General features: G+C 43.6%; 15 protein-coding genes. 5 read left to right on the top strand and 10 right to left on the bottom strand.

Translation table 11 applies throughout. The features are described from left to right. Positions 1-148: 148 nt before the first annotated feature. The 4 genes from QMY49_RS07045 to ttcA all read left to right on the top strand — a co-directional run bounded on the left by QMY49_RS07045 (position 149) and on the right by ttcA (position 3,547). The gene (locus QMY49_RS07045; protein WP_009697792.1) at positions 149-946 is read left to right on the top strand and encodes a DUF2189 domain-containing protein; all 798 of its coding nucleotides are present in this window, start codon (positions 149-151) and stop codon (positions 944-946) included. Then, positions 939-1,775 carry a glucosaminidase domain-containing protein gene (locus QMY49_RS07040; RefSeq protein WP_283313670.1) on the top strand — a complete coding sequence of 279 codons (837 nt, stop codon included), beginning with the start codon at positions 939-941 and terminating at the stop codon, positions 1,773-1,775. The genes QMY49_RS07045 and QMY49_RS07040 overlap by 8 nt, the downstream gene beginning before the upstream one ends. Before the next feature lie 17 nt (positions 1,776-1,792). Beyond that, positions 1,793-2,455 carry a DUF2987 domain-containing protein gene (locus tag QMY49_RS07035; RefSeq protein WP_005445785.1) on the top strand — a complete coding sequence of 221 codons (663 nt, stop codon included), beginning with the start codon at positions 1,793-1,795 and terminating at the stop codon, positions 2,453-2,455. Positions 2,456-2,653: 198 nt separating this feature from the next. Continuing rightward, positions 2,654-3,547 (top strand): tRNA 2-thiocytidine(32) synthetase TtcA, encoded by an 894-nt coding sequence (gene ttcA, locus QMY49_RS07030; protein ID WP_045489318.1) that lies wholly within the window; start codon positions 2,654-2,656, stop codon positions 3,545-3,547. A gap of 110 nt (positions 3,548-3,657) precedes the next feature. Here ttcA and uspE read toward each other — a convergent pair whose 3' ends face one another. The 10 genes from uspE to ccoN form a co-directional block, all read right to left on the bottom strand. Further along, positions 3,658-4,605: a universal stress protein UspE gene (gene uspE / locus QMY49_RS07025; protein WP_005445783.1), complete on the bottom strand. Its 948-nt coding sequence runs from the start codon at positions 4,603-4,605 to the stop codon at positions 3,658-3,660. A 181-nt stretch (positions 4,606-4,786) separates the two neighbouring features. Further along, positions 4,787-5,533, bottom strand: coding sequence for a fumarate/nitrate reduction transcriptional regulator Fnr (gene fnr / locus QMY49_RS07020; RefSeq protein WP_005445781.1), 747 nt, complete (start codon positions 5,531-5,533; stop codon positions 4,787-4,789). A 90-nt stretch (positions 5,534-5,623) separates the two neighbouring features. Beyond that, positions 5,624-6,301, bottom strand: a complete 678-nt coding sequence (locus QMY49_RS07015; protein ID WP_005445779.1) for a sulfite exporter TauE/SafE family protein — start codon at positions 6,299-6,301, stop codon at positions 5,624-5,626. A 9-nt stretch (positions 6,302-6,310) separates the two neighbouring features. After that, positions 6,311-6,475: a cbb3-type cytochrome oxidase assembly protein CcoS gene (gene ccoS, locus QMY49_RS07010; RefSeq protein ID WP_005429857.1), complete on the bottom strand. Its 165-nt coding sequence runs from the start codon at positions 6,473-6,475 to the stop codon at positions 6,311-6,313. A 14-nt stretch (positions 6,476-6,489) separates the two neighbouring features. Beyond that, positions 6,490-8,853, bottom strand: coding sequence for a heavy metal translocating P-type ATPase (locus tag QMY49_RS07005; RefSeq protein WP_017190161.1), 2,364 nt, complete (start codon positions 8,851-8,853; stop codon positions 6,490-6,492). Positions 8,854-8,857: 4 nt separating this feature from the next. Then, the gene (locus QMY49_RS07000) at positions 8,858-9,334 is read right to left on the bottom strand and encodes a FixH family protein (RefSeq protein ID WP_005445775.1); all 477 of its coding nucleotides are present in this window, start codon (positions 9,332-9,334) and stop codon (positions 8,858-8,860) included. An 89-nt stretch (positions 9,335-9,423) separates the two neighbouring features. Next, the gene (gene ccoP, locus QMY49_RS06995) at positions 9,424-10,398 is read right to left on the bottom strand and encodes a cytochrome-c oxidase, cbb3-type subunit III (RefSeq protein ID WP_005429865.1); all 975 of its coding nucleotides are present in this window, start codon (positions 10,396-10,398) and stop codon (positions 9,424-9,426) included. Then, the gene (locus QMY49_RS06990) at positions 10,398-10,571 is read right to left on the bottom strand and encodes a cbb3-type cytochrome oxidase subunit 3 (RefSeq protein ID WP_069687127.1); all 174 of its coding nucleotides are present in this window, start codon (positions 10,569-10,571) and stop codon (positions 10,398-10,400) included. The genes ccoP and QMY49_RS06990 overlap by 1 nt, the downstream gene beginning before the upstream one ends. A 9-nt stretch (positions 10,572-10,580) precedes the next feature. Continuing rightward, positions 10,581-11,201 carry a cytochrome-c oxidase, cbb3-type subunit II gene (gene ccoO, locus QMY49_RS06985; protein ID WP_009697800.1) on the bottom strand — a complete coding sequence of 207 codons (621 nt, stop codon included), beginning with the start codon at positions 11,199-11,201 and terminating at the stop codon, positions 10,581-10,583. Positions 11,202-11,213: 12 nt separating this feature from the next. Further along, positions 11,214-12,641 carry a cytochrome-c oxidase, cbb3-type subunit I gene (gene ccoN / locus QMY49_RS06980; protein WP_005445771.1) on the bottom strand — a complete coding sequence of 476 codons (1,428 nt, stop codon included), beginning with the start codon at positions 12,639-12,641 and terminating at the stop codon, positions 11,214-11,216. 256 nt (positions 12,642-12,897) lie between these two features. On the opposite strand from ccoN, the gene QMY49_RS06975 reads away from it, so the two are divergent. Then, complete coding sequence (locus QMY49_RS06975) at positions 12,898-13,254, top strand: hypothetical protein (RefSeq protein WP_005445770.1); 357 nt, start codon at positions 12,898-12,900, stop codon at positions 13,252-13,254. The last annotated feature ends 7 nt before the right edge of the window (positions 13,255-13,261 follow it).

Genomic DNA, 13,261 nt, shown 5'->3' with positions numbered 1-13,261 from the left:
GAGTGGTTAATTATCGACCAAATAGCAGATATTGCAAGTATTGAGGCCGACTTATGATTTTAGACGTGCAAAGATTTCTTTATAATGACGCCCTTATTAATTAACTGGTTTTCCAGAAAAAATTTTACAAGTTAGCCTTGGATAAAATATGAACAACGATTTTGAGAAAGATTTCAATCTTGGAGGGAGTGTAGAGCGAGCTCTTTCTGGCAAGTATGAACTAAAAGCAGCAGCCGTTTTTAGCGAAGCTTGGCGCACAACCATCCAACAGTTTTTGTCCTTCTCGCCAGCGATTATTCTCCTCCTATTCGTTCAGCTGGGTATTTTCTATATTGCACTTCAACTTCAACTCGGAGATCCAAGTGTTATCTTGGATGCGCTTCAAAACCCTGAATCTTTTACCACAGATATCGTGTCCGCTATTTATGTCGCTAACTTCAGTTATGAAGTGATCAGTGCGCCGATTTATGCTGGTATTAGTTTAATGGCAATGAGCCACGTAGCGGGGTTGAAGACAAAGGTACGTCATGTTGGTAAAGGCCTTCAATTTACGGTTCCTGTGATTTTAGCAACACTATTTAGCCTGATGATGCAGGGTGTTGCTGGAATGATTTTTCCTTTGCTATCGCTATACCTTTCTTTAGCATTTAGTCACTCTATCTTATTGATTTGTGAGAAAAGAGTACCACCAATGCAATCGCTTTTATTGTCTCTTCGAGCCATAAACAAAAAGCTTTTTGTTGTCGCAGGGCTTTACTTAGGCGTGATGTTGATGTTTATTGTTGCTGCAATGTTCTACGGAATTGGCTTGATCTTCGTGTTACCGTTCTTCTTCCATTTGAAGGGAATCCTGTACCGCGAAATGTTTGGTATCAAGTTGAAGATCGTAGCGACGCAACAAAACGATAACGATCACGATGGTAACTCTCAGGTGTTTGATGCCTAAATCTTTAAAATCTATGAGTTTACGAGTGGCGGCTATCACAATAGCCGCCACTTTTGTTTCTATTGGTCCTTATTTGCACTATGACCGTGAGTATCGCAAGGCGATTGATCCGCAAGTTGTGCATGGACCCGTTTCACACCCAGATTTGTCGCATCTTCCTTATATTGGTGACATTCCGGATTTTAACTCGATTAAGGACACGAAAGATAAGAAGACAGCATTCTTTGACTTTCTTCGTCCGAAAATCGCGTTAGAAAACAAGCGCATTGAAAAAGAACGTGCATTCCTAACGTCTTTGACGGTTGGAGAGATTAGTTCAGAGCAAACATCCTATGCCGAGCGTTTGGCTGCACTATATTCTTATCCTTTGAAAGATGGATCGGTCACACAAGCTTGGCTGGATGAAATGCTTAAGCGTGTCAATGTGTTGCCGGAGGCGCTGGTGTTAACTCAAGCTGCCAATGAATCTGCGTGGGGTACCTCTCGTTTTGCCAAACAAGCAAACAACTTGTTTGGTCAATGGTGTTATAAGAAGGGCTGCGGAATTGTCCCTGCAAAACGTGGCGCTGGTAAAACGCATGAAGTAGCGAAGTTCGATACTGTTCAAGAATCTGTACATGGATACTTTATGAATGTGAACCGTAACCGCGCGTACGCAGATTTACGAGACATTCGTGCGAATTTAGCAGGGAAACACAAGGATTTGTTATCTGTGGCGACAGCATCGGAGTTGACTCATGGCTTGCTTGCGTATTCTGAACGTGGCATTGCCTATGTTAATGACTTACGTGCGATGATTCGCCACAATAACGCTTACTGGACACAATAAAAGAAATAACGGATCGGATGAAGAAGTTAAGCCTAAGTTTACTAGGCAGTGCGGTACTGGTCTTAGCATCGCCTGCAACTCACGCGCAAGAATACATGTTTACGTATTCCAAGCTCTATACACAATTGAAGAATAATGCGAAAGAAGGGCACGATGATGTTAAAGTCGGTGTGTTTTTTGTGGATGCAGATACCAAGCAACTGTGTGAGATAGAAAAAGCATGGATGGAAAAAGAAGAGCATTACGAAGAGTTTGTGATTCCAGCTTCTAAAGAGCTTCCAATTCCGATCGATAAGAACTTGAAGTCTGCGAACCCGCTTGTCTTCGTCCAAACACCAAAAGATACTCGATGTGATTATTCTTTAGTTGTAATGACCAAAGAACCATTACAGGGTAACGTATCTTACGAACAACTCACGCCTTTGATGCCTCAAATGCAAGCATTACTTGAAGATCTAGGTGGTATGTTTGCTGGTTGGTTTACACCTCAAGTACAAGGTGTGACGATGGAGTTTGCTGATGCTCTTAATGATACGATTACCTTCTCTAATGGGACAGAGAAAGCAATCGTGGATGGAAAAGTTCAAGTTGCACTGAGCGAAATTGGTGAAGGTGGGCACATGACACTCCCTCAACCAACAACCCGTGTATTACCTTATCTTCCCAACGCGAAAAAATAAGCGTTAAGAAAAGCAAGAAGGGTCGCAACTGCGGCTCTTTTTTATTTCCAACGTACTCTCACCATTTTTTCACACTATTTATTGACGACTCCATCACACAAACATTTAATCCTGCGCAAAAAGCTCGTATAATCCACGCCCCAAAGAAACCCATGTTAGGAAGCCCTGGTCGATTTATCGGCGATGTGAGAGCCCGCAATGAACCAAGTAGATACAAGAAAAGAAACCCTAGAATTCAACAAGCTTCAGAAACGCCTAAGAAGACATGTTGGAAATGCCATTACTGATTACAACATGATCGAAGAAGGCGATGTTGTAATGGCATGTATTAGTGGTGGTAAAGATTCATTTGCGATGCTTGATATCCTGCTGAATCTACAAAAGGCAGCACCAATCAAGTTTGAAGTGGTCGCAGTTAACCTTGACCAGAAACAGCCAGGTTTCCCTGAGCACATTCTCCCAGATTACTTTGAAACCCTGAACATTCCTTACTACATCGTAGACAAGGACACTTACTCAGTCGTTAAAGAGAAAGTGCCAGAAGGCAAAACGACGTGTGGTCTATGCTCACGCCTTCGTCGTGGTACGCTTTACTCGTTCGCAGAGAAGATCGGAGCGACCAAATTGGCGCTTGGTCACCACATGGATGACATTGTAGAAACAATGTTCCTGAACATGTTCCATGGTTCTCGCCTTAAAGCGATGCCGCCAAAACTTCGTTCAGACGATGGTCGCAACGTAGTGATTCGTCCTCTTACTTACTGTCGTGAGAAAGACCTGATCAAATACGCAGAGCACAAAGAGTTCCCAATCATTCCTTGTAACCTCTGTGGCTCTCAAGAGAACCTTCAGCGCCAATCGATTAAAGCAATGTTGATCGATTGGGACAAGAAAACGCCTGGTCGCGTAGAAGCGATCTTCAAGTCAATCCAGAACGTAAGCCCAAGCCAGCTTGCTGACCGCGAACTGTTTGACTTTGAAAACCTTCCACTAGATCGTGAAGGTAACCGTGAAGAATACGAATTCAGCGAAGCGATTGTGTCTTCGACGAACATTGACGAGTCAATGTTTATCGATGTCACCAACATTTGATTCTAGGAGGCTAAGTTAGCCTCCTTTTTATTACGTGTATAACGCAATGATAGACATAAAAAATCCCCCAGTTATTGGGGGATTTTATTTCAGGATAACATTACAACTTATTAAGTCGCCGTATTTGGATCAAGTGGACTGATATAACCGTTTGGTTTCAATGCCAGTACGTCACAATTGATCTTATCAATCACATGCTCAGCCGTGTTACCAATAAACACTGCAGAAAGCCCTGTGCGTCCGGTTGTACCAAGAATCACCATTGCCGCATTTAGCTTTTCAGCCGTTGCAGGGATGATGTCTTCTGGTAAGCCTTGCTCAACGATAGTTTGCTCTTCATCCAGTCCGTGTTTTTGGCGAAGCGCTTTCATTGCTGTTAAGTGATGACCACGCACAGCATCTGTGTACGTTGTTGGGTCAAACTCAGGCAATTCGATCGTGATATTCGCCGGTGTAACCGGATAAGCATTAACAAGATACGGGTCTGCATCAAGACGATTAGTGATTTCTTTTAGACGCTCGACCATCGAATCGTTCAAGTCAATGTGCGTAGGGTTTTCAGAACCAACATGGACAGAAGCAAGAATCTTCGCATGCTCTGGCCAATCAGCATTTTTAATCAAAAGTACAGGGATAGGGCACTTACGCAACAAATGCCAATCTGTAGGAGTGAAAATGACGGATTCTAGAACATCGTGTTTACGCGTTCCTTTAATAACGATGTCGTGACCGCCAGCAAAGACTTCAGCAATGATCGCTTCATAAGGGCGATTATGCCAAACAACACAAACATCAAAGTCGAAGCTATCGTCTAAATACGGTTGGGCTATCTTACGCATCCATTGTTCACGTTGGTGGATAACACCGCGACGCATAGCATCTCTTTCATCGACCGACAGCATTGAGGTCATGTCATACGAAAAATCGTAGATTGACAGAAAGAAAGTGATTCGGCTTCTGGATACACTTTTTCGAGCGAGTTGAACTGCTCTTGCAAGTGCTGGCTGCTCATCATTATTGATGTCAGCAACAACAAGGATCTTACTGTATATACTCATATCTAAGCCCACTTATTATTGTAAAACCAAATACTGAATATAAGGTAAATCAGTATATTGGAGTACACAAGGTACATTTTTACTGTAGCTCAGTTTGGGGAAGAATTTGAGGACTTTCGAAGGGATTTTGGAAGAAATATGATGTAGCTCATTTTCGAGCTACATCAATTGATAGGGCAAATTAGTCTTTGCTGACGCCAGCAAGTTCCATCAATGCATCGTGATCTAAGATGGTGATGTACTTACCTTTTACGCTCAGAATTTCAGATTTCTGGAAGCGACCAAGTAGGCGGCTGATGGTTTCAACTGTTAGACCGAGGTAGTTACCAATATCACCACGAGTCATGGTTAGACGGAACTCTCGAGGGCTAAAACCACGTTGCGAGAAACGTGTTGATAGGTTGTAAAGGAAAGCCGCAAGACGTTCTTCAGCATTCTTTTTAGAAAGCAGAAGGATCATTTCTTGGTCACCTTTAATTTCGCTACTCATTAGACGCATGATCTGCTGACGAAGCTTAGGCATTTTGCCTGATAGGTCATCAAGGATTTCGTAAGGAATCTCACAAACCATTGAAGTTTCAAGTGCTTGAGCAAAACTTGGGTGTAGATCGCCCGTGATTGCGTCAAAACCTACAAGGTCACCTGCTAAGTGAAACGCAGTAATTTGCTCATCGCCTTGTTCTGTAATGGTGTAGCTCTTGATTGTGCCAGAGCGGATAGCGTACAGAGATTTTAGCTCATCACCTGCTTTAAAAAGCTCTTGGCCTTTTTGGATTGGCTTTTTACGCTCGATGATTTGATCCAACTGATCCAGTTCAGACTCGTTTAGAGTGAACGGAATACACAGTTGGCTAATGCTACAATCTTGGCAATGAATCGCGCAACCACCTGATTGGATACGCTTTGTTGCAGGTTTTTCAGAAATCATAACAACCTTTCACTATTTGATATACATCAATATTTTATCACCGCTTACTTCTAAAGGGTAGCAAAAAAATGATGGAAAACGACTTTGATGCTATATGAAACCAAGCATTCGCATCGCGCCGGCGGCAGTATACATGCCATAGCTTATTAGGATTAATGCAGAGATGTTTCTAAATATTAACGATTTTTGCAACTTCTGAAAATGGCTCGCACCATATCCGATGGCAAGCATTGATGGAAGAGTTCCGAGACCAAACGACAGCATGATTAATCCGCCGTTTAAAGCGTCTCCTGAAACTGCAGACCAGGTTAACGCCGAGTATACTAGTCCACACGGTAACCAGCCCCAAATAAAGCCAAATGGAAAGGCATACATTGGGTGCTTCAGTGGCAACAAGCGTTTTCCTGCTGGAGAGATGAACTTCCAGATATGTTGACCAGCTTTCTCAATAACAAGCAGTCCTTGCCACCATTTTGCGATATATAGGGCGACTAAGATCATGAAAAGCGCGGCGACAAATCGAAGCCAAGCGAGAGACTGGGTTAAACCGCTCAACTCTGAAAGACCTGATATAGCACCACCAACAATTGCGCCAATTAACGCGTAGCTTGCGAGTCTGCCAACGTTATAGAAAAGGGGAATAGAGGAAGAAGGTTTATTGTTCGGTGCGCCCATGGAGAGTAGAGAGGCGATACCGCCACACATTCCCATGCAATGACCAGCCCCAACGAGACCGATCATAAATGCACCAATAAAGTCTGGGCTCATAAAATAACGCTATTGTTTTTTATTATTTGGTTTTTCGTCTTCATCAAGAAGAATGTTGTGACCTTGTCGCTCTAGATCTTCAAACTGGTCGCTACGAACAGCCCAAAGAAAAATAGCAACGGCGACACAGACCAACACAATGGCGATAGGGATTAATATGTAAAGACTTTCCATGTTTGATCTCTCACTTACTTCTCTTTAAGCAGTCGCAACGAGTTGGATACAACGATAATAGAACTCGCTGACATACCGACTACGGCGACGTAGGGGGCGACTAAGCCTGCAACAGCAAGCGGCAAAATTAGCAGGTTGTAGCCCAACGACCAAGCCAAGTTTTCTCGAATTATCTTTCTTGTACGTATTGCAAGCAACCTTGCTTCTAATAGCTTTTCTAAATTATCGCCTAGAAGCGTCATATCTGCAGAAGCTTTAGCGACGTCCGTACCACCACCCATTGCTACAGAAAGGTGCGCACCAGCCAGCGTAGGCGCATCATTAATGCCATCGCCAACCATCATGGTGATATCGTCTTGATCTAGTCCTTTAAGATACGCGAGTTTGTCTTCTGGTTTTGCCGATGCGATCACATGGTCGATACCCATTTCATCTGCAACAGGCTGGGCATTTTGTAATGAATCGCCTGTCAATAAGGTAGTTGTAATACCAGCGTCAGCAAAGCGTTGGATGAATGCTTTACTCTCTTTACGAATGGGATCTCGGTAGTAAAAGGTCGCCACATGTTCTTCGTTTACAGAAAGATACACAGCATTGCTTTCATCTCGGTTTTCACCAACAACAAAATTAGCACTGCCAATTTTTACTGTCTTGTTGTTCCAAACACCTTGAATACCAGAACCAATGACGTTTTGAACCTCATCGACGTAGATATCTTCATGACCAAAACAAGAAAATGCTCGTGCGATAGGGTGATTTGCATGCGCCTCAAGTGCCGCAGCAAGAGCTAATGCCACTGACTTATCTAACTCAGCTAAAGTTTTGGTTTCACTAATCTCGATATCGCCTTTAGTCAAGGTGCCGGTCTTATCCACGACAAGATGATTAATCTTACACAGCGTTTCGAAAACATGCCCTTTACGTAACAAGATACCAAAGTTACCCATACGAGAAGTTGCACACGTTAACGCGGTTGGTGTCGCTAGAGATAGGGCGCATGGACAAGTAGCAACCAGAACAGAGAGCATAATCCAGAATGCATCATCGGGTTTAGTTTGGTGCCAGTAGAACCAAGTCCCTGCAGAAATGATTAAAATTGCGCCAACAAAATAGCGCGCTACTACGTCGGCAATTTCTGCGATTTTTGGTTTGGAATGTTGGGCTTCATCTTGAAGACGAACGATATTAGAAATCATTGAATCTGCTTTAGAATTCGTCACTTCAAGTTCGAACGATTCGTCTCCATTTAATGTTCCTGCGTAAACTGCATCTCCTGCTTTCTTAACCACGTGAACAGATTCGCCGGTCAGCATCGATTCATCGATATGGATACGACCAAAAATCACTTTACCGTCGGCAGGAATATGTTCGCCAGGAAGAACGCGAATGCGATCGCCAACCTTTAGGGTTTTCACCGGAATTTGTTCACCGTCTAGTGTTGTCGCTATTGCAGGGATTAACTTAAGAAGGTTACCGCTAGCCGCAGCTGCTTTGCGACGAGCGCGCATTTCTAAGAATCGACCGACCAACAAGAAGAAGGTAAACATCGAGATAGATTCAAAGAACACTTCGCCTTGCTCAGTCACTGTTGCGACTAAGCTCGCCACATAAGCAAAAATCAGCGCAATGGAAACAGGAACATCCATACCAAGGGTTCGACCTTTGATACTTCGCCATGCATTGAGGTAAAAGGGAAGCGCTGAATAGAGCAGTACAGGTGTTGCGAAGATTAAGCTTACCCATCGAAAGTAGTTTTTAAACTCTGGCTCCAAATCGCCAAAAACTTCCAAATACAATGCTACTGCAAGCATCATTACTTGCATGGTTGCAAGACCTGCGATACCTAAACGATAAAGGTACTGTTTCATCGTATGGTGGTAGGCAGCTTCTTGCTTGTCTGCCTCAAAAGGTGCTGCTTTGTAACCAAGCTTGTGAATCACTGATAGTAACTCGCTCAGACGTACTTGTGTCTTATCCCATGCAAGTAAAGCTCGGTTAGTGGTGGTATTTACACGAATAGAAACCAATCCTTTAACGCCGGAAACTTGCTTTTCGATCAGCCACGCACAAGCAGCGCAGGACACGCCTTCTAAAGAAAGGGTTACTTCAGAAGTGTTCTCGTGGTTACGAACGAACTCTGACTGAACGTCCTCATTGTCATAATGGATGAGAGCTTGGAGTTGCTCGGGGACTAGATCCGCCTTTTCTGCTGGCGCAGTTCGATATTGGTAATAGGAGACAAGACCACTATCAACAATGGTTTGCGCCACCGTTTCACAACCCGGGCAACACATGTCGCGAATTTCACCTAATATTTCTACTTTGAAATCCGTGTTGGCTGGTACATCTTCACCACAGTGATAACAGGATTTACACATAGGCTTACTTCATTAATGTTGTTGGTTGTGCTGGGAATTCGACGCGACCTTGAATCATCCATTCTTTGTTATGCGGTTCAAGCTCAACGAACCAAGGACCTTGAATAGAGTTTTCTGGCGTTAAACGATAGTTACCTTTCGCATCAGCAGTAAGTAGCTTAGTGAAATCACGGTCTGGCAATGTACGGTGCGTGAATGTCGCTGTTAGTGCAGGGAAGTGCGGTAATTCACCTTTATTGAAAGAGATAACCACTGTGTTGTTATCAGACGAAACAGTAGCGTTAAGACCAAGGTCACGAGCGACATTCATTTTACTGATATCGATATTGATGCCTTTGCCTTTTTTATAGTAATCCTCGGCGACCAAAGAAACTGAGTTATTGGCGAATACGACCACTGTAACGATTGTCCATACCACAACAGTTAGAGGCAGGATGATCAGGAACCACGGCCAAAATTGTTTATACCAAGGCTTTACCATAAAAAAGTTCTCAACAGCTAAATGAAAAAATGTAAGGCTTTAAATTTAAAGGAAAGACAGCCCCTATGAAAGGGGCTGTTATTGAAATGTTACTTATTGTCAGAGTTGCTTAAACTCCAGACGTATGCCGCGACAAGTTGAACTTTGTCTTCGCCTAGGATGTCCTTCCAAGCAGGCATTACACCAGAGCGACCGTTCATAACTGTTTCTGTTACTGCAGCGCGTGAATCGCCGAATAACCAATCTTGGTCAGTTAGGTCTGGTGCACCTACAGCAGGGTTACCTTTACCATCGGTGCCGTGACAAGCTGCACACACAACAAAACGAGCTTTGCCGGCTTCCGCTTCACGTGCGTTCACTTTACGACCAGAAAGGCTTAACGTGTAGCTTACGACTTCTTGAACACCTTGTTCACCAAGTGCATCTTTCCACGCTGGCATCTGACCGATACGACCTTGCATGATAGTTGTAACGATAGCCGCTGGCTCACCGCCGTATAGCCATGCGTCGTCAGTTAGGTTAGGGAAACCTTTTTGACCACGAGCATCAGAGCCATGACATTGCGAACAGTTCTGTAGGAACAAACGTTGACCAACTTTAATTGCTTCAGGATCTTGCGCAATCTCAGGGATAGGGCGTAGACCATCTGCGTTGTGAGCAAGTGCGCGGAATGCTTCACCGAAGTATGCATCAGCATCATCTAGCTCTTTAGCGTATTGGTTAAGTTGCTTGTTTTCTTGTGCTCGTGCGATGGCTTCTTTCGACTCTTCCAACGTACGTACAGTTTGATCTGAACTCTGCCAGTTTAGAACACCTTTGAAGCTACCTAGACCTGGAAATAGGGTCAGGTATACAGCAGCAAACACAAACGTGCTCACAAACAAGTATGTCCACCATTTTGGTAGAGGGTTATTAAGCTCGCGAATACCATCGTACTCGTGGCCCATGTCTTCCCCTTCCTCGACGCCCATTTTGTCTTTAGCGCACCAAGTCAGGAGGATCGCACAGCCTACTAGCGTACCGACAGTAATCACGATAATCCAGAGACTCCAGAATGTAGTCATTACTTCTTCACTCCTTGGTTATTTGGGGGCGTTTGTTCTTCGTCAGCAAACACCAAGTTAGCATCTTCCTCAAAGCGTGCTTTACGCTTCTTACCAAATGCCCACCATACGATGCCAATAAAACTAGCGAAGAGCACAACGGTATAAATACTATGAATTGTACCGAAATCCATATGACCCCCTTACTTCATTGCATGACCAAGAGACTGAAGGTAAGCGATGATTGCATCCATCTCTGTTTTACCTTCTACTTCTTTAGCCGCATTCGCGATTTCTTCATCCTTATAAGGGACACCGAACTGGTCACGGAAGATTTCTAGTTTCTTCTGTGTCAGCTTGCCGTCTAGTACGTTCTCTTCAAGCCAAGGGAAGCCTGGCATGTTTGATTCTGGTACTAGCTCTCGCGGGTCAATAAGGTGAACACGATGCCATTCGTCAGAGTAACGTCCACCTACGCGTGCCAAATCTGGACCTGTACGCTTAGAACCCCATAGGAATGGGTGTTCCCAAACGCTCTCACCAGCGACAGAGTAGTGACCGTAGCGCTCTGTTTCAGAACGGAAAGGACGAATCATCTGGCTGTGACACACGTTACAACCTTCACGGATGTATATGTCACGACCTTCCATTTCCAGAGGAGTGTAAGCTCGTAGATTTTCTACAGGCTCCGTCGTTTGCTTCTGGAAAATCAGAGGAGTGATTTCAACAAGCGCACCCCAACTGATTGCAAAGACGATGAAAATAGCCAACAAACCGACATTGCGTTCTAGGATTTCGTGGCGATTATTCGAATTATTACTCATTCTTTAATCTCCTTATGCCGGTTGAGGGATAGCTTTTAAGCTTTCTTTAGGCGCAGTTACCGTCTTGTACGTGTTGTATGCCATTAAGAACATACCTGATAGGAAGATGAAACCACCTAAGAAACGTACGAAGTAGAACGGGTAAGATGCTTCTACAGATTCTACAAAGCTGTATGTTAGTGTGCCGTCAGAGTTAACTGCGCGCCACATTAGACCTTGCATTACACCTGAGATCCACATCGCTACGATGTAAAGAACAGTACCGATAGTCGCCAACCAGAAGTGAACATTGATTAGGCTTACAGAGTACATACGCTCTTGACCGAATAGACGAGGGACAAGGTGATATACAGAACCAATTGAAACCATTGCAACCCAACCTAGTGCACCAGAGTGAACGTGACCAATGGTCCAGTCTGTGTAGTGCGATAGCGCGTTTACTGTCTTAATAGACATCATTGGACCTTCGAAAGTAGACATACCGTAGAAAGACAATGAAACGATTAGGAAACGTAGGATAGGGTCGTAGCGAAGCTTATGCCATGCGCCAGACAGCGTCATGATACCGTTGATCATACCACCCCAAGATGGAGCAAATAGAACCAAAGACATCACCATACCAAGAGACTGAGTCCAGTCAGGTAATGCTGTGTAATGCAGATGGTGAGGACCAGCCCAGATGTATAGGGAAATCAGTGCCCAAAAGTGAACGATAGATAAACGGTAAGAGTAAACAGGACGTTCAGCTTGTTTAGGGACAAAGTAGTACATCATACCTAGGAAACCAGCGGTCAGTAGGAAACCTACCGCGTTGTGCCCATACCACCATTGAACCATTGCATCCACTGCACCAGAATAAATCGAGTACGATTTACCAAGTGACACAGGGATAGCCATGCTGTTCACGATGTGAAGTACTGCTACTGTTAGGATAAAGGCACCGAAGAACCAGTTAGCCACGTAGATGTGAGAGGTATTACGCTTGACCAATGTTCCAAAGAACACGACTGCGTAAGATACCCATACTATCGCGATTGCGATATCAATAGGCCATTCTAACTCAGCATATTCCTTACCAGAGGTTAAACCTAAAGGTAGGGTGATTGCTGCGGCTAGGATAATTGCTTGCCAACCCCAAAAGGTGAAGGCAACGAGTGGGCCACCAAAAAGACGTGTTTGACAGGTGCGCTGAACAACATAATAAGATGTTGCGAACAGAGCACTGGTACCAAACGCAAAAATTACCGCATTAGTATGCAATGGACGTAAACGACTGTACGTCAACCACGGCGTATCAAAGTTTAGCTGTGGCCAAACTAACTGAGCGGCAATCAAAACACCAACAGCCATACCAACTATGCCCCATAAAATGGTCACAAGGGTAAATTGGCGAACGACTGTATAGTTGTAGTTTTGTTCAAGCTGCTTTACTTGGCTCATTTGCATGCTTCCAATTTCTAATTAACTACACTTTACTTCCAACACGACTTGCGTCGTAACACCACCCAAGTAAACTCTAGAATTCAAGTGTTATCATCACTTTATTTCCATTGCTGACTTTAATAAAAAGTGGCATTTTCAGCGTGACACTATACTTGAATTAACATTTCAATGACAGAGTAGTAACCTTACAAGACCTCTGGAAATCATTTTTTATTTAAAAAGTTTGAAGTTTGTAACAAGGATATTAGGAATTATGGCCGCACAAAAGTTAACAAAGGCGAGACTTGCACAAATCTTAATCATGCTCAGTCTTTTAATCGGTGCCTTTTTCTGGCGCACCTTTACTTATGAGACGAGCAAAGAGGTGGACTGTTCACAAAAACAACGATGTGATGTAACAATTGGTGTATCAAAAATCACTATAAATAAGACTTCGAAAGGCTTTTCAATCGAAAGCCCAGAAAATCGCAGTATAAAAATTGATCTAAATCAATCTGGTGAATTTATTAATCTCAACGATAAATATCGAGACATCAATTGGAATAGTATTTCGGAAACAAAAGCGATTAATATCAAATTAAATGAAAATATTGTCCAAGTTCATTTATAAATCTGAT

Origin of the sequence: Vibrio harveyi, assembly GCF_030060435.1 — a bacterium.
Taxonomy (GTDB): domain Bacteria; phylum Pseudomonadota; class Gammaproteobacteria; order Enterobacterales; family Vibrionaceae; genus Vibrio; species Vibrio harveyi.
The sequence above is the reverse complement of the archived record's forward strand: the minus strand, read 5'-3'. Positions and strand labels throughout refer to the sequence as shown.

What these genes read in the sequence shown, in the direction of transcription:
- ccoS (WP_005429857.1), bottom strand. Translation starts at nt 6,475, where the DNA reads ATGGAAAGTCTTTACATATTAATCCCTATCGCCATTGTGTTGGTCTGT.
- ccoN (WP_005445771.1), bottom strand. Translation starts at nt 12,641, where the DNA reads ATGAGCCAAGTAAAGCAGCTTGAACAAAACTACAACTATACAGTCGTT.
- QMY49_RS06975 (WP_005445770.1), top strand. Translation starts at nt 12,898, where the DNA reads ATGGCCGCACAAAAGTTAACAAAGGCGAGACTTGCACAAATCTTAATC.
- QMY49_RS07040 (WP_283313670.1), top strand. Translation starts at nt 939, where the DNA reads ATGCCTAAATCTTTAAAATCTATGAGTTTACGAGTGGCGGCTATCACA.
- QMY49_RS07015 (WP_005445779.1), bottom strand. Translation starts at nt 6,301, where the DNA reads ATGAGCCCAGACTTTATTGGTGCATTTATGATCGGTCTCGTTGGGGCT.
- fnr (WP_005445781.1), bottom strand. Translation starts at nt 5,533, where the DNA reads ATGATTTCTGAAAAACCTGCAACAAAGCGTATCCAATCAGGTGGTTGC.
- QMY49_RS07045 (WP_009697792.1), top strand. Translation starts at nt 149, where the DNA reads ATGAACAACGATTTTGAGAAAGATTTCAATCTTGGAGGGAGTGTAGAG.
- ccoP (WP_005429865.1), bottom strand. Translation starts at nt 10,398, where the DNA reads ATGACTACATTCTGGAGTCTCTGGATTATCGTGATTACTGTCGGTACG.
- QMY49_RS07035 (WP_005445785.1), top strand. Translation starts at nt 1,793, where the DNA reads ATGAAGAAGTTAAGCCTAAGTTTACTAGGCAGTGCGGTACTGGTCTTA.
- QMY49_RS06990 (WP_069687127.1), bottom strand. Translation starts at nt 10,571, where the DNA reads ATGGATTTCGGTACAATTCATAGTATTTATACCGTTGTGCTCTTCGCT.
- QMY49_RS07005 (WP_017190161.1), bottom strand. Translation starts at nt 8,853, where the DNA reads ATGTGTAAATCCTGTTATCACTGTGGTGAAGATGTACCAGCCAACACG.
- QMY49_RS07000 (WP_005445775.1), bottom strand. Translation starts at nt 9,334, where the DNA reads ATGGTAAAGCCTTGGTATAAACAATTTTGGCCGTGGTTCCTGATCATC.
- uspE (WP_005445783.1), bottom strand. Translation starts at nt 4,605, where the DNA reads ATGAGTATATACAGTAAGATCCTTGTTGTTGCTGACATCAATAATGAT.
- ttcA (WP_045489318.1), top strand. Translation starts at nt 2,654, where the DNA reads ATGAACCAAGTAGATACAAGAAAAGAAACCCTAGAATTCAACAAGCTT.
- ccoO (WP_009697800.1), bottom strand. Translation starts at nt 11,201, where the DNA reads ATGAGTAATAATTCGAATAATCGCCACGAAATCCTAGAACGCAATGTC.